We start from the raw sequence: 15,543 nt of genomic DNA on the forward strand, positions 1-15,543 counted from the left end.
GCAATGACAGGGCCTGTAGGGCGGGCACGACAATGAGCGAGCTGCCCCCCGACCGGTTTTCCGAAGAAAGCGCCACCTTTGCCGTGCGCGGCAAGGACGTGCCCGATCTCGATCGTGGTGTGGAAACCATCCGCGCCGTGGTGAAGACGCTGCCGATCAAGCCCGGCGTCTATCGCATGCTCGATGCCGGCGGCGAGGTGCTCTATGTCGGCAAGGCGCGCGCCCTGAAAAACCGCGTCACCAATTACACTCAGGTCACCCGCCTGCCCCGCCGCCTGCAACGCATGGTGTCGCAAACGCGGTCCATGGAGATCGTCACCACCAACAGCGAATCCGAAGCGCTGCTGCTGGAAGCCCAGCTCATCAAGCGCTACCGCCCGCCCTATAATGTGCTGCTGCGCGATGACAAAAGCTTCCCGTTCATCCTGCTGCGCGACGATCATGAATTTGCGCGCATCTCCAAACATCGCGGCGCGCGGGTGGCCAAGGGCACCTATTACGGCCCATTCGCCAGCGCCGGCGCGGTCAACGCCACGCTGAATGCCCTGCAAAAAGTGTTCCTGCTGCGCAGCTGTACAGACAGTTTCTTCGCCAACCGCTCCCGCCCCTGCCTGCTGCATCAGATCAAGCGTTGTTCCGCCCCCTGCACCGGCCGCATCGATGCCGAATCCTATGCCGAGCTGGTGGCCGACGCGAAGGGCTTCCTGTCTGGCCGCACGCAGGAGGCGCAAAAGAAGCTGGCCAGCGCCATGCAGGCTGCCGCCGAGACCATGGATTATGAACGCGCCGCCGTCATTCGTGACCGGCTGAAGGCGCTGACCTTCATCCAGGGCAGCCAGGCGGTCCACGCCAGCGATGATACCAGCGAAGCCGATGTGATCGCCATGGCGGTGGATGGTGGCGCCGTGTGCGTGCAGGTGTTCTTCATCCGCGGCGGCCAGAACTGGGGCCATCGCAGCTTCTTCCCCAGCCACACCGATGGCGTCGATGAGGCCGAAGTGCTGCAGAGCTTCCTGGCGCAATTGTATGAGGATCTGCCGCCACCGCGGGAGCTGCTGCTCGATCGCGCCCTGCCCGAAGCCGCGCTGCTCGCCGAGGCGTTGAGCGTGAAGGCGGAGCGCAAGGTAACCATCCGCCATGCCCAGCGCGGGCCGGGCAAGCGCCTGGTCGAACAGGCGCAGCGCAATGCCGAGGAGGCCATTCAGCGCCGCCGCGCCGAAACCACCACCCAGGCGAAATTGCTGCGCGAACTGGCCGAGATTTTCGATCTCGATGCGCCGCCAACCCGCATCGAAGTCTATGACAACAGCCATATCCAGGGCACGAACGCACTGGGCGCCATGATCGTTGCCGGGCCGGAAGGGTTTCGGAAAGGCGAGTATCGCAAGTTCAACATGAAGGACGAAGCGATCACCCCCGGCGATGATTTCGCCATGATGAAGGCGATGCTGTCCCGCCGCTTCGCCCGCCTCGATCGCGAAGACCCCGATCGGGAAACCGGCAATTGGCCCGATCTGTGCCTGATCGACGGCGGCAAGGGCCAGGTGTCGGCGGTGCTGGCGGCTTTGGAGGAATTGGGCGTGGCTGACGTCGCCATTGTCGGGGTGGCCAAGGGCCCGGATCGCAACGCCGGCCGCGAGATTTTCCACCTGCCCTCGGGGCGCGAAATGACGCTGCCGCCGAACGCGCCGGTGCTGTATTTCCTGCAACGCCTGCGCGACGAAGCGCATCGGTTCGCCATCGGCGCCCACCGCGCCAAGCGTAGCAAGGCCATCACTCAAAGCCTGCTGGACGACGTGCCCGGCATCGGCCCGGCCCGCAAGAAAGCGCTGCTGATGCATTTCGGCACCAGCCGATCGGTGAAAGGTGCCACTCTGGCCGATCTGGAAAAGGCCCCCGGCATCTCCAGCCAGATGGCGCTGGCGATCTGGCACCACTTCCACCCGAACGGTTGAGGGGGTAGGATGCGCGCATGGCAACACAGCTGAAATCGCCGGACGATGGGATGGATGGTGCCGCGCCGTCGATCGCGCGCGGGCCGGAGCAGGATGCGGATCTTGCCGGTTGGGCCTTCCATCAGGCCATGCTGCTGCGGTCCGGCCAGCTCCACCTTGCCGATGCAGCGCTGATTGCCGAGGAACTGGAAGACGTGGCGCATGAACAATATGACAAGTTCGAATCCGCGCTGCGGCTGATCCTGGCGCATATGCTGAAATGGGATCATCAGCCGGAGCGGCGTTCGCGCAACTGGCAATTGACGATCGCGAACATCCGGGATCGCGCCAGGCGCCTGCTTGAGGCGAATCCAAGCTTCAAGTCCCGTCGCGACGATGCGGTTCAAAATGCTTATCGCAGCGGCCGGCGAGAAGCCTATGCGCAAACCAAGCTGCCGCTGGCGACCTTCCCTGATGAATGCCCCTACGGCTGGGCCGATCTGATGACCCGCCGCCACATCCTGGATGGCGAGACACTCGACCCATGATATTGTTCACCGCACCGACGCCCGATGGCTACAAGATCTCCATCGCGCTGGAGGAACTTGGCCTGGCCTATGACGTGCGCACCCTCGATCTGGCCGGCGGCGAACAGAAACGCGCCGAATTCCTGAAGCTGAACCCCAACGGCAAGGTGCCGGCCCTGGTGGATGATGGCCACGCCATCATGGAATCGGGTGCGATCCTGATCTGGCTGGCCGAAAAGACCGGGCAATTGCTGCCCGCCGATCCCCGCGCCCGTTCCGAAGCCCTGCAATGGCTGATGCTGCAAGTCGGCGGCGTCGGCCCGATGATGGGCCAGGCCAATCTGTTCGTGCATTATTGGCCGGAAAAACTGCCCGCCGTCGTCTCCCGCTATCAGAACGAAGTGCGCCGCCTGTTCGCCATCCTCGATGCCCGGCTGGCCAAATCCGACTATCTGGCCGGCGACTACAGCATCGCCGACATCGCGCATTTCTGCTGGGTGCGCACCGCCACCTGGAGCGGCGTCGAAGTGGCCCCCTTCCCCAATCTGCTGCGGTGGAAAGAGCGCATCGCAGCGCGCCCGGCCGTGGAGCGCGGACTGCTGGTGCCGGAAACCTCGCCGGTGAAATACCCGGTCAAATCCGGGGACGGCAACAGCACCGACAATCGCGCCTTCATCGAACGCACCCGCAAGCTGATGGGGTTGGGTCCGCGAGAGGCTTGACGATAGGCATGGTCGAATGCCCGACACTGGGTCCGGCTCCAACAACGAATATTGTCGCTACTTATGACCGTGACTTGACTTTCCGTTCGTCATGCGTTGTTTTACATCATGCGCGCAGTTCACCGCTTGCTTTTTTTAGTCACTTGGATCGCGCTGGCGCCGGCCATCGCCCAGCCTGCTGCGGGAGCCGAAGAAGATAGCGCCAGCCAGGCCCGGCGCCTGATTACCGTGCTGGACACGCTGGCGCAGCCCAGTTTTGATCTTTTGCCGATACCGTCCGCCGATCTCAACGGCGTCAGCTGGATGCTCCCGATTGTCGATCAGGCGCCATCCGATCTTGCCTGGCAGAAACACTGGCTGCGCGGCCGTCTGCTGGCCGCCGAACTGGAAACGGTCGCCGGCCGGGCCGCGGCCCTCGCCGCCTTCGAAGCCGCCATTGCGGCTGCAAACGGCGGCGACATGGCGCGCCAGCAATTGGCGGCCGAGATCGCCATCGCCAACCTGCTCTGGCCGCACGATCCGGCCGCCGCCACCACCCGGTTGAACGGCATCACCACCACCCTGCCCGAGGCGCGCGCCGCCATCGCCCAGTTGCGCGGCCGCATCGCCCTTCAGGCCGGCAAGGTCGAACCCGCACTTGATCAGTTTGCCGCAGCGTTGGCTGCCGCGGCCACCAGCCAAGATCCCGGCATGGCGGCGCTGATCGGTGAAGTGCAGGCCGATATCGGCATCGCCCACGGCCTTGCCGGTCGCACGGCGCTGGCCACCGTGCACGCCGCTGTGGCCGAAGCCGGCCGGCCGGCCACGGGCCTGCCGGCCAACAGCGTACCCGCCTGCATGCCGGCCATAGGCCTGACGCCGCAAACCCAGGCGATCTTGCGCATCGTCCGCATTGGCAATGGCACCACCATGCCGTCGCTGGTCTGGAGCCGCGGGCCAATCACGCCGCTGGCGCTGGGCCAGTTGCGCATCACATTGGCGGACTGGCGCTGGGAAAGCGCCAATGATCGCAGCACCCGTATCATGCTGGGTTGCAGCAGCGGCAGCATGCGCGTCAACGTGGTGCAAAGCCGGCTGCGCGACAGCAACATCGCCAGAGAAATTGGCAACTGGCTGGACAGCAAAGGCGTGCCAGCCGCCCGGCGCCAGCCGCCGATGGATCCGCAAGGCAACCCTCGCAACATTCTGCAGGCCCGCATCGACAGCACCGAGGCCGGCGACCGCAACGCGCCGGTGCTGGTGCAGGATTACATGCTGCTCGCCAGCGTATCGCCGTCCACCGCCCGCACGGTCGCGCTGGATCGGGCGCTGGCCATCGCCACCGCCAACCAGGCGCCATATGCGGTGATCGCGTTGATCACGGCTTGGCGCTGGGGTCCGTGGATCGAACCGGATTCACTGCCCGCCGCTGCGCAAGTGCTGGAACAGACCCTCGATCGCTTTCCAGCGGCCGAACGCGGCAAATGGCCATGGCTGGCCACCGCCATGAGCCTTTTTGCCGCCCGCGGGCGCGCCGCCGAAGCCGCAACGGCTCAGGATCCCGCCCTCACCGCGCTGGATGTTGCCGCCGCACGCATCCTGGCCTTGCCGTTCACGCTGCTGCCGGCGGACGATGACATGCGCCGATCTGCCCGAGTGGCGCAATCGCAGCGCGCCGAACGCATCGGCCAGCGCGAACTTGCCGCCACGCTGCGCCGGGAGGCCGGGCTGATCACCGATCTGTGCCGGCTGGGCGACAGCCCGCCCGTCATCAGCGGCTTCACCATCGGCACCGGCGATTTTCCGATCGCGGCACGCAAGGCCAATGTTTCGGGACAGGTTGTCGTTGAACGGCAGACCGGTGCGGATGGCAACACCGTATCCAGCCGCATGGTCGCTGCTCACCCGCCGCTGCTGTTCGATGCGCCAACACTGGCTGCCGCCAACCGTGCCACCCAGACGGTGCCGCGCCGTGCCGCCCAGCCGTTCGCCTGCGCCAACAACAGCGCCCCGGTCCGCTGGAGCCTTACCGACTGACACCCAACCCGATCAGCACAGCGCCCACGCACACCACCAGCGCACCGGCCCAGCGCCGGGCATTTACGGCCTCTTTCAACAACAGCGCCGCCAGCGCCGCGCCGAACAGCACGCTCGTTTCGCGCAGCGCGGTGATCGCGCCGATGGGGGCCTGCAATTGCGCCCACAGCACCAGCATGAAGCCGGCGCTGGACACCGCACCGGCCAGCATGCCCGCCCGCCAGCGCCCCGCCGCCGCCACCCGAAAGCTGCCCACGCCGCGCCGCATAATCACGAACAGGCTGATCGGCAGGAAGGTGAACACCGCCCCCCAGCCCTTGTAGCTGAACACATCGCCATTCACCCGCACGCCCAGCGCATCGACGAGGCTGTATCCAGCGATCGCCACGCCGGTCAGCAGCGCCCAACCTGTCGCGGCCGGCGGCGCCGTGCGATTCACCCCCACCAGCATAACGCCCACACTGATCGCTGCGATACCCAGGCCCTCGCCCAGGCTCGGCACTTCGGCCGCAAAGATCACCGCGCCCAGCGTGACCAGCGCCGGCGCGGTGCCGCGCGCGATGGTATAGACATGGCTCATGTCGCCCGCCGCATAACCCTTGGTCAACGCCGTCCAATAGACAAGGTGGATGGCGCTGGACGCCAGCACATAGGGCCAGGCCCCTGCCGCCGGCGCACCGAACAGCGCGATCAGCCCGCATCCAAACACCGTGCCGCCCAGGCCCAGCACCGCCAGATCGATCATGCGATCGCCGGCACTCCCTTTCAGAAACAGATTCCAGCCGGCATGGATCAACGCCGACAGCAACGTCGCAACCAGGGCAGCAAACGGGATCACATCCCGTGGAACTGCGCCCAATCCGCCACAGGCGCACGCGCCGGGCGGACGGCATTGGCCTTGTCGTCGGGATCGAGGAAGCCGATCGCCATGCCGGTGAACAGCATGCGTTCCGGCGGAATCCCGATGAAGTCCCCGATGGTCTGCGGATATACCGCCCAGCATTCCTGCGGGCAGCTATCCAGCCCTTCTTCCTTCAACAGCAGCATCAGCGTTTGCAGATACATGCCGAGATCGCTCCACTGCGGCGGCCCCATGGTGCGCGCCACGCTGCAGAACAACGCCACCGGCGCGCCGAAAAACTGGAAATTGCGCGCGAACCACATGCGGCGCCCGGCCTTGTCCTCGCGCGGAATGCCGAGCCTGGCATAAAGCTCCTCCCCCACCGCAAAGCGATACGAGTTGTACGGCTCCGGCAGTATCTTGGGGTAGATGTCATATTCGGTCGGCTCCGGCCCGCCGCCGGCCATCAACTTGCCCATCATGATGCGCTTCAGTTCATCGAGCCGCACGCCGCCGACCACATCGATATGCCAGGGTTGCAGATTGCCACCCGATGGCGCCCACGCCGCCCGCTCGACCACGCGGCGGATGACGTCGCCGTCCACTGGCGTCGGCAAAAAGCCCCGCACCGAACGGCGGCTGAGCACGGCATCAGAAACCTTCATCACAAACCCTTTCGGCAGTTTTCCCGTGTCCACCGGATTGCCTGTGAAGGGCAGCCGCTGTCCAGCCTCCCCAATCTGCGCAGCCGCATGCGGCTCATCATTGGCCCGGTTTGCGCAGATTGGCCGGCGTATAGCATTCGATCACCAGGCTGATGCCGCGCCCGTCGGCCAGCCGCAAGACCGCCTTGTGCGACAACACGGTGCCCGCCGGGCATTCCGCCGCACGGCCCCGGCGGCTTTCCAACCGCTCCCGCCGGAAACCGAGCGGGCGCACCACCGTGCCAAAAGGGGTATCGGTGGCCAGCAGCGCCGCGTTCATCGCGGGGGTGAGCCGGGTCGGCACATACCAGTTCTTCGCCTCCGACAATATGGCTGGCCCGCAGCGCAGGCGGACCTGGCGGAAGGCCACAGGCTCGTCGGCGCCGATGCCCAGCGCGGTTCGGGTTGCGGCAGACGGCGCCTGAACGGCGCTGCGGTCGGCGATGGCGACAATGTTGGCCGGCGCTGCGATGCCGCGGGCGGCGCACCACTGGCCAAGCGCGGCCGTGGCGCTGTCGTTTGCGGCGAGCGTGCGTTCGAAGCGGTTGAGCGTGGGCGCGCAAGCGGCAAGGACAAGCATCGGCAACAACCAGCGCACCTTGCGGCGGCCGGGCACGGCATCAGAAACCTTGATCCCCTGTCGCATCAGCAACTTTCCACTTGGCCCCGGATTGCCTATGAAGGCCCGGTGTTGTCCAGCCTCCCCAATCTGCTCACCCTCAGCCGCATCCTCGCCGTGCCTGGCCTGGTATGGCTGATGTGGGGTCGCAACCCCTGGGAATGGCTGGCGGCGTTCGGGCTTTATACGCTGGCGGCGGTCACCGATTATCTCGATGGCTATCTGGCGCGGTCGTGGGGCACGGTCTCGAAAATCGGCCAGTTCCTCGATCCGATTGCCGACAAGATCATGGTCGCTGCCGTCATCGTCATGCTGGTCGATGCGCAGGTGCTGCACGGCCTCAGCGTGGTGGCCGGCCTGATCATCCTGCTGCGGGAGATCATCGTGTCGGGCCTGCGCGAATATCTCGCCACGCTGGCGGTCTCCATGCCGGTCAGCAAACTGGCCAAATGGAAAACCGCCGCGCAACTGGTGGCGCTGGGCGCGTTGATCCTGGTCGGCGTCGAGCCGCTGCTGCCCTGGCTGCCGGCGCAGGAAATCGGCCTGGTCACGCTGTGGGGCGCCGCCATCCTCACACTGATCACCGGCTATGATTATCTCCGCACCGGCCTGAGGCACATGTGATCACGCTCGTTTATTTTGCCTGGGTGCGCGAAGCGGTCGGCGTCGATTCCGAACAGATCACCCCACCCGAAGCCGTGACCACCGTCGCAGCCCTGCTCGATTATCTGGCAACCCGCAGCCCTGGCCACGCCACCGCCCTCGCCGACCGCAGCCGCATCCATGTCGCGGTGGACCAGAACTTCGCGCAGCCCCAAACACCTATCACCGGCGCCCGCGAAATCGCCATCTTCCCCCCGGTCACCGGCGGATGACGATCCCAGCCATTGGGGCCAGGCTGCAAACCGAAGCCTTCGATGCCGCCGCCGAACAAATCGCGCTCATCGGCCCCCGCACCGATCTCGGCGCGGTCGTCAGCTTCACCGGCCTGGTCCGTGCCGACGATGGCCTCATCGCCCTCACCCTCGAACACTACCCGGCGATGACCCTGCCCCAGATGCAGGCCATCGCCGATGAAGCCGCCACCCGCTGGCCCGGCACAAACGGCACCATCATCCACCGCCACGGCCGCCTCACGCCCGCAGACCCCATCGTCCTCGTCCTCACCGCCAGCCCCCACCGCGCCGACGCGTTTGCGGCGGCCGAATTCCTCATGGACTGGCTGAAAACCAAGGCCCCCTTCTGGAAACGCGAAGAGCGCGCCGATGGCACGGCCCGCTGGGTGGAAGCCAAGGCGCATGACGATGCCGCGGCGGCCCGCTGGCAGCGAAACTGAACAATCCTTGATCGTGCATGTGCGGACAGAATATGGCATAGTGCCCCGGAATGGCACAGATCAGGAAATGCCAAACATGCAGCATGTGATCAACACCCGCATCGCCGCCAATGGCCGCCTCGTCCTGCCCAAGGCCGTCCGAGCGGCGCTGGGCGTGACCGGCGCTGGCGTGATCGCGCTTTCGGTTGACGGCGATGAGGTCAAGCTCACCTCGATGGCGAGCCGGGTCAAACAAGCGCAGGCGCTGTATCGGCAGCATGTGACGAATGACCTTGCCAGCGATGATCTGCTTGCCGAACGACGGCAGGAAGCCGAGCGTGATCGGTTGGCGGGCCGCTGAACCATGGCATCGGCCGTGCTGGATGCATCGGCGATCATCGCCTTGCTGCGTGACGAGCCCGGTGCCGATGTTGTCGCCGCCTGCCTGGGCGATGCGCTGATCTCCACCGTCACCCTGCAAGACGTGATCAAGGCCATGCTGGTGCGCGGCTTTACGCCCGATATCGTGCGCGAAATGATCGATGCGCTCAGCCTGGAAATCAAACCGCACGACGCCGACGATGCGTGGAGCGCTGCCTTGTTGTGGGACGCCACCAAAGCCAAAGGCAGCGGCCTGGGCGACCGCACCTGCATGGCACTGGCCATTTCGCAGGGTGTGCCGGCCATCACCACCGACAAAGCCTGGCAGGAACTTGCCATTCCCGGCCTGCAGGTCGTCCTGGCGCGATGACCCCCCGCCTAGGCGGACAGAACCAAACCGGCTACACAATCCAATATGCACGCCGCGGCAACAATCGAAGATTTCATCGCCAATTGGCGCGATACCGGCGGGTCGGAACTGGCCAACACGGAAAGCTTCATCATCGGCTGTCATTTTTGTATGGGCAATCAATAGTGGGAACGACCGAACATACCGTTAACGATGCCATTGCGGCTGCGCTGCGAAAAACCCGCCATGTTTGGGCGGCGACAGATGTTGTGCGTTCAGAGAACACGGCGCTGTTGACGGGCAGCAACAAGCGACCAGACATTCTCATCATGGAACCAGGTGTTTCGCCTGTCGTGGTGGAAACCGAGATAATGCCCGCGCTTACGGTGGAATCCGAAGCCAGGGAGCGTCTTGGCCAAGCGCTGCGCACCGATGGCAGGCGGATTCTTTCGTCCATTGCTGTTCGATCAAAGTTTGGCATGCGCGCGATGTCCGGGGAAAGGCTGGCGAACGAAATCGCAATCTCGGAAGATTTTGAGTTTGCCCTGTTTACCGGCGAGCATCCGGTATCAGCCATACGCTGGCCCCAGCAAGGCTGGATCAAAGGCTCAATCCCTGAATTGTCCATCCTGATCCAGGCCGCCGCAGTCCCGCCCGCCGTCGTGGAAAAGGCCGCCGACCAGTTAATGGTTGGTGTGCAGCACGCCGCCGGTCAACTGGCCACCATTCAAGCCAGGCACCCAGGAGTCCTCACGCTCATTGCCCAGGCGCTTTGCCAGGAAGACGGTGAACAGACGCGGCGCATGGCAACCACAATCCTTGCCAACGCATTCATGTTCCATGAAAATCTCGCCCATGGCCCTGGCGATCTGAAAAACATCAAGAACCTTGCCGAACTTGAAGGCGCTGGCCAACTCACACGCGATTATGTGCTGGCCGAGTGGCGCAGTATCTTGAAGGTCAATTACTGGCCAATTTTCGACATTGCCTGCAAGATATTCGAAGTTGTGCCGCCGGAGACAGCGCGAACACTGGCGCATACACTGGCCCGCACCGCAGCCCAACTGGTGGAAAACAGCCTGACCCGCAGCCACGACCTGACCGGCGCAGTGTTTCAGAAACTGATCGTCGATCGGAAATTTCTCGCAGCCTATTACACCACCCCGGCGTCGGCGGCTTTGATGATCGGTTTGGCGCTGAACCGGTCGCAGGCCCCTAACGGCCACCCCTGGTCTGAACGCATTGGGCTGGAGAAACTGAAGGTCGGTGATTTTGCCTGCGGCACAGGCACCCTGCTTTCAACCGCCTATTCGCGGCTGGGACAATATTTCGAGCTGGCGGGCGGCAATGCCGAACAATTGCACCCGGCGATGATGGGCGATGTGTTGGTGGGTGCCGATGTGCTGCCCGCAGCCGCCCATCTGACGGCGGCCATGCTGTCTGGCGCGCATCCCCAAACCACCTACACCGACAGTCATATCATGACCGTGCCATATGGCGCGCAGGGTGGGGACCGCTATGCCTTGGGATCGCTGGACCTGCTGGCCAATGAAGGCACCATCGATGCCATTGCCGCAGTCGGCCTGGGTGCCAAAGGTGCGACGAAGAAGGATGTTTTCGTCAGCGTCGCTCACGAAAGCTTTGATCTGGTTATCATGAATCCGCCGTTCACCCGTCCAACCGGGCAGGAGGCGAGCAAAGTCGGTGTGCCAAATCCGATGTTCGCCGCCTTTTCGGCTGACGACGCAGAGCAGCGAGCAATGAAAACCGCTTTCGACCGCTTGCTGAGCAAACTGACGGGCACGCATTGCTATGACGGGCAAGCCGGTGAAGCCAGTGGCTTCATCGAACTGGGACATCGCAAACTCAAGCCAGGTGGTACTCTGGGCCTCATCACGCCGCTCAGTCTGATGTCAGGCGAAGCGTGGGATGCCGCCCGCAAGAAGCTTGCCGAGAACTATGACAACATCATTTTGCTGAGCATCACCGGCAAACGGCTGAACGAAATGTCCTTCTCCGCCGATACTGGTATCGCTGAGGCTATGACAGTGGGCGTCAAACGCGCATCTGCCCGTGAGACCAATGACGCACGCGCAAAGTTCGTGATTCTGGATGATCGCCCGACCATGCCGCTGGATGGCTATGCAGTTGCCGATGCCATCCGCGCCACATTGGCCACCGGCACCATGCGCCGGATCGAGGACCCGCCGCTGGGCGGCAGCACCATCATGGTGGGTGACGACGTGGTTGGCCATGCCATCGACGCCCCGTTGCCCAGCGATCAGAGTTGGGAAATTTGCCGAATTGCTGATCTGGCGTTGGCGCAATCGGCATGGCGATTGACGGCCAACGCAGAATTGTGGTTGCCAGGCATGCCAAGCCCGCATCCGGCGCCACTGCCGTTGAAGCGCGTGGGCGACATGATTGCCTTCATCGGTCCCTACCACGCAGATATCAACTGGAATGGTTCGGGTGGGTCCATCCGCGGGCCGTTCGCGCTGAAAGCGACCAAGGCGCCGGGCAGCGTGACCTATCCGATTCTGTGGGCGCATGATGCGGATCGGGAACGGACCATCTGTTTCGAAGCCGACAATGAAGGGGTGGCACGCCCTGGCAAGACGGCCGACGAGGCAGCGCGCATTCTGGAAAAGGTCAATGCCGTGGTCGCCACCGCATCGCACCTGCATTTCAACCAGAATTTCCGGTTCAACAGCCAATCCACGGCGATGCAGTATACGCAGCGGCGCACCATCGGCGGGCGGGCGTGGATGACCTTGCGCTTTCCGGCGGCCGACATGGAGGCCGCCGTGGCTCTTTGGGGAAACACGTCGCTGGGCCTGCTGCTGCATTGGTGGCAGGCCAACAAGCAACAGGCCGGGCGCGGCAACATCGGAAAGACGGCACTGGCCAAATTCCTGTGCCTCGATCCCTCGCAATTGAGCCGGGCACAGCTCGATGCATCAACTGCGTTGCTGGCAACGCTGGGCCAACTGCCGCTACGCCCGTTCAACGAGATCGATCTGGACGAGGCGCGGGCGGAGCTTGATCGGGCTTTCCTTGGTGATGTGCTCGGGCTGCCCGCAGCGTATTTTGCAGCAGACGGGCCGCTGGCACTGTTGCGGCGCAAGCTGGCAGCCGAACCGTCCATTTCGGGAAGCAAGAAGCGGCGGGTGCATTGAGGTTGCCCACAGTTATTTCAAGCCCCGGCCTTGATTGCGGCAGATCGCCTCCGCTATTCTCCTGCGGCAGAGGATGGCTGCAATGACACAACCAGAGCAACTTGGATTTTCCGTGCCGGGCATGGAGGCCGCACCACGGCAGATCAGCCCACACGCCATCCGCCTTGAATTGAATGCTCTGCTGGAAACAGCCAAGTCGGCTACTACGGGCGCGCCGTGGGACGCAGACACCCACGGCAAGCACCGCACGATGTTTCTGGAGAAATCCAAGATCTTGCCGCCCGATGAGGCGGAATTCCTGCGCCGGCAGTTTGTTCTGGAGCTTGATAGAATTGCGCTGATGCTCGCGGCCTGAAGGCAGGCGCCGGTCACACAAGCGCTCGATCTGGGCGAGGTGCAGCCCGTGCTGCCCAGCAACATCATCCCCTGGCCCGCCACCCTCCCCGAACAGGTCAGCGCCGTGCATTCCATCCTGTCCGCCGCCCCCGCCCCGCTCGCCGTCACCGACGTCGCCCGCGCCTTCAAGTCCAAACGCGCCGCCACGGTCAAACCCGTGCTCGACGCCCTGGCCGGCATCGGCATGGCACGGCGGCTGGCCGATGGGCGATATGCGGCGTGATATAGACATTCATGTCTATTTTCGATTGCGCCGGATAGACAATAGTGTCTATATAAATCCATGAACAGCAGCCAGTTCCTCCGCTTTCTGAAGGCGAACGGCTGCACCGTTGATCGCGCGCAGGGCAAGGGCGGCCATGTGGTCGTGCGCCGCGGTGATCGGTTCGCGGTGGTGCCGCAGCATGGCGGCGCCAAGCAGTTGGGAACCGGATTGATGAAGGCCATCAGGAAGCAACTCGACCTTGATTGAGGCCGGCGAAGGACCAGCAGGAGCAGGACAGATGTTTTTCCGCGTTGAACTCGAACCCGATGACAATGGCACCACGTTGGTGCGCTTTCCCGATGTGCCGGAAGCCATCACCTTTGCCGAAGCCGATGAAGACGCTTTGGCCCGCGCCGAAGATGCCCTGCGGACGGTGTTGGAGGTCTATATGGCTGAACGCCGACCACTGCCGCCCACAGTGTCGATGCGAGAAGAAGGCATGGCGCTTTCGCTGGGTCTGCTGGGATCGATGAAGCTGGCCATTTATCAGGCGATGCTGGAACGCGGGTGGCGCAAGGCCGATCTGGCACGGGCATTGGCGCAGAATCCGCGCCAGATCGATCGGCTTTTCAAGTTGAATCACGCCTCGCCCGTGCCGCAACTCGAATCAGCCCTGAAGGCCATGGAGCGGGAGGCGCGGTTCGCGCTGGTGTGAACGGGCAGGCGCGCGGAATGATGACGCTGTCCTACACTGTGGCTGCTGGCCTAGAATGGCATATGGTCATCAACTTGCCTGATCTGCAAAAGACCTGGCGTTTTTTGGAAAAACCCCGCCCGTTCAAGGCCATATCCCGCCCGATTTGGCAAAACCGTCAAAACTGCATGGCCCGGCGCCCGCCGGTGCAAGGATGTTCGCCATCATGAATAACACGCGCGTCCTCGTTATCGACGGCCATCCCGATGGCGCGTCCTTGTGTGCGGGGCTGGCCACTGCCGCCGCCGAAACCGCAAAGGCGCGCGGGGCGGAGGTGCGGTTGATGCAGCTTTCGGCGATGAATTTCGATCCCAACCTCGCCCATGGCTACAAGAGCCGCATGGAGCATGAGCCGGACCTGGCGGCGTTTCTGGAGGCCGTGCGCTGGTGCGACACGTTCATCCTGGTCCACCCGTTGTGGTGGGGCGCGGCGCCGGCCAAGTTGAAGGGGTTGATCGACCGGGTGTTCCTGCCCGGCATCGCCTTTGCCTATGAAGGCGACGGGCATTTCCCGAAAAAGCTGTTCGAAGGCCGCACCGCCCGGGTGCTGATCACCGCCGATACGCCGCCCTGGTATCTGTGGCTGGGCTATCGCAACGGCTGGCCCAATGTGCTGCGCCGGCAGATCTTGGATTTTGTCGGGCTGAAGGTGACGCATCTGAAGGTGGTGGGCACCATCCGCGATGCGACGCCGGCGCAGATCGAGGGATTCTTCGCGGTGGCGCGCAAGTTGGCGGGTTAGCGCGTCCTTATATAGCGCAGGTCGGACCATCCGGGCTCAAAACGCACCGGCGGCGCCAGCCGGCGCAGTTCGCCATCGAACAGGCAGCGCACGGTGCGGCGGCGGCCGACCAGCAAGGTGGGCGCGGTGAAGCTGGTGACGCTGGCGGCACTCCGCCAATCGTTCAGCAGCCAGTTCACCGCCACCGCCATGGCATCGGCCAGCCCGCTTCCGGAAAACAACGCCACTTCAAGGCCTTGTTCGCCGGGCAGCAGCAGCACGCCGGGATGGCGGCCGGGATGGCCGGCCACGCGCACACCGCCCACAAAGCCGCGCGCCAGCGACAGCCGCACCGCCTGCACCACCCGCCACAGCCGGCCATGGCGGGCATTTTCCCGCGCTCGCGCCCAGCGGGTGAGCGGCCCGATGATGATCCGGCAATAGCTGGTGTGCCCGGCCGCGCGCACCACCGGCACATGCGCCAGCGTGCCCGTGGCCGCCGCCGCAACGATGGCTTCGGATGTGGCATCGCCGTGCAGCGCCTTGGGCAGCAGGTTCATGGTGCCGCCGGGAATGGCGAGGAACTGGCCATCCCAGCCCTTCGCGGCGCTACTGGCCGCGCCCAGCGTGCCGTCGCCGCCCATCACGACCAGCGTGTCGATGCCAGCCAGGGCGGCGGCATCCGGGGCGGGGTCGCTGGGGAAATCACTGGTGCCGGCGATGCTTGCGCCGGCGGCCAGCAAAGCAGCCTCCAGCGCCGCGATGCGGCCTTCATCGGTGGCGCGGCTGGTGCGGTTGGCCACCAGCCATACCCGCCCCAGCGGGCGAGCCGATTCGGATGGGCGGGGGGCAGCGTCCATGGCCCCTGCCCTGCCGGCTG

The 15,543-nt window shown here is 64.4% G+C and carries 20 protein-coding genes; 16 read left to right on the plus strand and 4 right to left on the minus strand.

Annotated features, from left to right (window positions below):
* The first annotated feature begins 32 nt into the window (after positions 1–32).
* From uvrC to AC6UUM_RS11200, 4 genes are all read left to right on the plus strand, one after another.
* The gene (gene uvrC / locus AC6UUM_RS11185; protein WP_500802356.1) at positions 33–1,955 is read left to right on the plus strand and encodes an excinuclease ABC subunit UvrC; all 1,923 of its coding nucleotides are present in this window, start codon (positions 33–35) and stop codon (positions 1,953–1,955) included.
* 17 nt (positions 1,956–1,972) lie between these two features.
* Entirely contained in the window at positions 1,973–2,482 is a 510-nt protein-coding gene (locus AC6UUM_RS11190; RefSeq protein ID WP_500802357.1) for a DUF29 domain-containing protein, read from the plus strand.
* Positions 2,479–3,183, plus strand: a complete 705-nt coding sequence (locus AC6UUM_RS11195; protein WP_500802359.1) for a glutathione S-transferase family protein — start codon at positions 2,479–2,481, stop codon at positions 3,181–3,183. The genes AC6UUM_RS11190 and AC6UUM_RS11195 overlap by 4 nt, the downstream gene beginning before the upstream one ends.
* A 126-nt stretch (positions 3,184–3,309) precedes the next feature.
* Positions 3,310–5,199, plus strand: coding sequence for an energy transducer TonB (locus tag AC6UUM_RS11200; RefSeq protein WP_500802360.1), 1,890 nt, complete (start codon positions 3,310–3,312; stop codon positions 5,197–5,199).
* Here the strand turns inward: AC6UUM_RS11200 and AC6UUM_RS11205 are convergent.
* The 3 genes from AC6UUM_RS11205 to AC6UUM_RS11215 all read right to left on the minus strand — a co-directional run bounded on the left by AC6UUM_RS11205 (position 5,189) and on the right by AC6UUM_RS11215 (position 7,390).
* Entirely contained in the window at positions 5,189–6,037 is an 849-nt protein-coding gene (locus tag AC6UUM_RS11205; protein WP_500802361.1) for an EamA family transporter, read from the minus strand. The genes AC6UUM_RS11200 and AC6UUM_RS11205 overlap by 11 nt on opposite strands.
* Positions 6,034–6,705, minus strand: a complete 672-nt coding sequence (locus AC6UUM_RS11210) for a nitroreductase (RefSeq protein ID WP_500802362.1) — start codon at positions 6,703–6,705, stop codon at positions 6,034–6,036. The genes AC6UUM_RS11205 and AC6UUM_RS11210 overlap by 4 nt, the downstream gene beginning before the upstream one ends.
* 97 nt (positions 6,706–6,802) lie before the next feature.
* Complete coding sequence (locus AC6UUM_RS11215; protein ID WP_500802363.1) at positions 6,803–7,390, minus strand: hypothetical protein; 588 nt, start codon at positions 7,388–7,390, stop codon at positions 6,803–6,805.
* Positions 7,391–7,435: 45 nt separating this feature from the next.
* Between AC6UUM_RS11215 and pgsA the strand changes: the two genes are divergently transcribed.
* The 12 genes from pgsA (at position 7,436) to AC6UUM_RS11275 (ending at position 14,684) form a co-directional block, all read left to right on the plus strand.
* Positions 7,436–7,987, plus strand: coding sequence for a CDP-diacylglycerol--glycerol-3-phosphate 3-phosphatidyltransferase (gene pgsA, locus AC6UUM_RS11220; protein ID WP_500804959.1), 552 nt, complete (start codon positions 7,436–7,438; stop codon positions 7,985–7,987).
* The gene (moaD, locus tag AC6UUM_RS11225) at positions 7,984–8,238 is read left to right on the plus strand and encodes a molybdopterin converting factor subunit 1 (RefSeq protein ID WP_500802364.1); all 255 of its coding nucleotides are present in this window, start codon (positions 7,984–7,986) and stop codon (positions 8,236–8,238) included. The genes pgsA and moaD overlap by 4 nt, the downstream gene beginning before the upstream one ends.
* Positions 8,235–8,699: a molybdenum cofactor biosynthesis protein MoaE gene (locus AC6UUM_RS11230; protein WP_500802365.1), complete on the plus strand. Its 465-nt coding sequence runs from the start codon at positions 8,235–8,237 to the stop codon at positions 8,697–8,699. Before moaD ends, AC6UUM_RS11230 begins: the two co-directional genes overlap by 4 nt.
* A gap of 76 nt (positions 8,700–8,775) precedes the next feature.
* Positions 8,776–9,039 carry an AbrB/MazE/SpoVT family DNA-binding domain-containing protein gene (locus AC6UUM_RS11235; protein WP_500802366.1) on the plus strand — a complete coding sequence of 88 codons (264 nt, stop codon included), beginning with the start codon at positions 8,776–8,778 and terminating at the stop codon, positions 9,037–9,039.
* Between the two features lie 3 nt (positions 9,040–9,042).
* Positions 9,043–9,429 carry a type II toxin-antitoxin system VapC family toxin gene (locus tag AC6UUM_RS11240; protein WP_500802367.1) on the plus strand — a complete coding sequence of 129 codons (387 nt, stop codon included), beginning with the start codon at positions 9,043–9,045 and terminating at the stop codon, positions 9,427–9,429.
* A 164-nt stretch (positions 9,430–9,593) separates the two neighbouring features.
* Complete coding sequence (locus tag AC6UUM_RS11245; protein WP_500802368.1) at positions 9,594–12,587, plus strand: Eco57I restriction-modification methylase domain-containing protein; 2,994 nt, start codon at positions 9,594–9,596, stop codon at positions 12,585–12,587.
* Positions 12,588–12,669: 82 nt separating this feature from the next.
* Positions 12,670–12,942 carry a hypothetical protein gene (locus AC6UUM_RS11250; protein WP_500802369.1) on the plus strand — a complete coding sequence of 91 codons (273 nt, stop codon included), beginning with the start codon at positions 12,670–12,672 and terminating at the stop codon, positions 12,940–12,942.
* 48 nt (positions 12,943–12,990) lie between these two features.
* A complete protein-coding gene (locus AC6UUM_RS11255) occupies positions 12,991–13,206 on the plus strand; it encodes a hypothetical protein (RefSeq protein ID WP_500802370.1) in 216 nt (71 codons plus the stop codon).
* A 60-nt stretch (positions 13,207–13,266) separates the two neighbouring features.
* On the plus strand, positions 13,267–13,455 hold the full coding sequence (locus AC6UUM_RS11260) for a type II toxin-antitoxin system HicA family toxin (protein ID WP_500802371.1): 189 nt from the start codon (positions 13,267–13,269) through the stop codon (positions 13,453–13,455).
* 31 nt (positions 13,456–13,486) lie between these two features.
* Positions 13,487–13,903 carry a type II toxin-antitoxin system HicB family antitoxin gene (locus AC6UUM_RS11265; RefSeq protein ID WP_500802372.1) on the plus strand — a complete coding sequence of 139 codons (417 nt, stop codon included), beginning with the start codon at positions 13,487–13,489 and terminating at the stop codon, positions 13,901–13,903.
* Positions 13,904–13,920: 17 nt separating this feature from the next.
* Positions 13,921–14,112, plus strand: a complete 192-nt coding sequence (locus AC6UUM_RS11270; RefSeq protein ID WP_500802373.1) for a hypothetical protein — start codon at positions 13,921–13,923, stop codon at positions 14,110–14,112.
* Positions 14,109–14,684, plus strand: coding sequence for an NAD(P)H-dependent oxidoreductase (locus tag AC6UUM_RS11275; protein WP_500802374.1), 576 nt, complete (start codon positions 14,109–14,111; stop codon positions 14,682–14,684). Before AC6UUM_RS11270 ends, AC6UUM_RS11275 begins: the two co-directional genes overlap by 4 nt.
* Here AC6UUM_RS11275 and AC6UUM_RS11280 read toward each other — a convergent pair.
* Entirely contained in the window at positions 14,681–15,523 is an 843-nt protein-coding gene (locus tag AC6UUM_RS11280) for a diacylglycerol/lipid kinase family protein (protein ID WP_500802375.1), read from the minus strand. The two genes, AC6UUM_RS11275 and AC6UUM_RS11280, sit on opposite strands and share 4 nt — an antisense overlap.
* Positions 15,524–15,543: the final 20 nt, after the last annotated feature.

It is taken from the genome of Sandarakinorhabdus sp. (assembly GCF_987265915.1).

Excerpts from the sequence above, each read along its gene's own strand:
- uvrC (WP_500802356.1), top strand. The coding sequence starts at position 33 with ATGAGCGAGCTGCCCCCCGACCGGTTTTCCGAAGAAAGCGCCACCTTT.
- AC6UUM_RS11190 (WP_500802357.1), top strand. The coding sequence starts at position 1,973 with ATGGCAACACAGCTGAAATCGCCGGACGATGGGATGGATGGTGCCGCG.
- AC6UUM_RS11195 (WP_500802359.1), top strand. The coding sequence starts at position 2,479 with ATGATATTGTTCACCGCACCGACGCCCGATGGCTACAAGATCTCCATC.
- AC6UUM_RS11210 (WP_500802362.1), bottom strand. The coding sequence starts at position 6,705 with ATGAAGGTTTCTGATGCCGTGCTCAGCCGCCGTTCGGTGCGGGGCTTT.
- AC6UUM_RS11215 (WP_500802363.1), bottom strand. The coding sequence starts at position 7,390 with ATGCGACAGGGGATCAAGGTTTCTGATGCCGTGCCCGGCCGCCGCAAG.
- AC6UUM_RS11230 (WP_500802365.1), top strand. The coding sequence starts at position 8,235 with ATGACGATCCCAGCCATTGGGGCCAGGCTGCAAACCGAAGCCTTCGAT.
- AC6UUM_RS11235 (WP_500802366.1), top strand. The coding sequence starts at position 8,776 with ATGCAGCATGTGATCAACACCCGCATCGCCGCCAATGGCCGCCTCGTC.
- AC6UUM_RS11240 (WP_500802367.1), top strand. The coding sequence starts at position 9,043 with ATGGCATCGGCCGTGCTGGATGCATCGGCGATCATCGCCTTGCTGCGT.
- AC6UUM_RS11250 (WP_500802369.1), top strand. The coding sequence starts at position 12,670 with ATGACACAACCAGAGCAACTTGGATTTTCCGTGCCGGGCATGGAGGCC.
- AC6UUM_RS11260 (WP_500802371.1), top strand. The coding sequence starts at position 13,267 with ATGAACAGCAGCCAGTTCCTCCGCTTTCTGAAGGCGAACGGCTGCACC.
- AC6UUM_RS11265 (WP_500802372.1), top strand. The coding sequence starts at position 13,487 with ATGTTTTTCCGCGTTGAACTCGAACCCGATGACAATGGCACCACGTTG.
- AC6UUM_RS11270 (WP_500802373.1), top strand. The coding sequence starts at position 13,921 with ATGATGACGCTGTCCTACACTGTGGCTGCTGGCCTAGAATGGCATATG.
- AC6UUM_RS11275 (WP_500802374.1), top strand. The coding sequence starts at position 14,109 with ATGAATAACACGCGCGTCCTCGTTATCGACGGCCATCCCGATGGCGCG.
- AC6UUM_RS11280 (WP_500802375.1), bottom strand. The coding sequence starts at position 15,523 with ATGGACGCTGCCCCCCGCCCATCCGAATCGGCTCGCCCGCTGGGGCGG.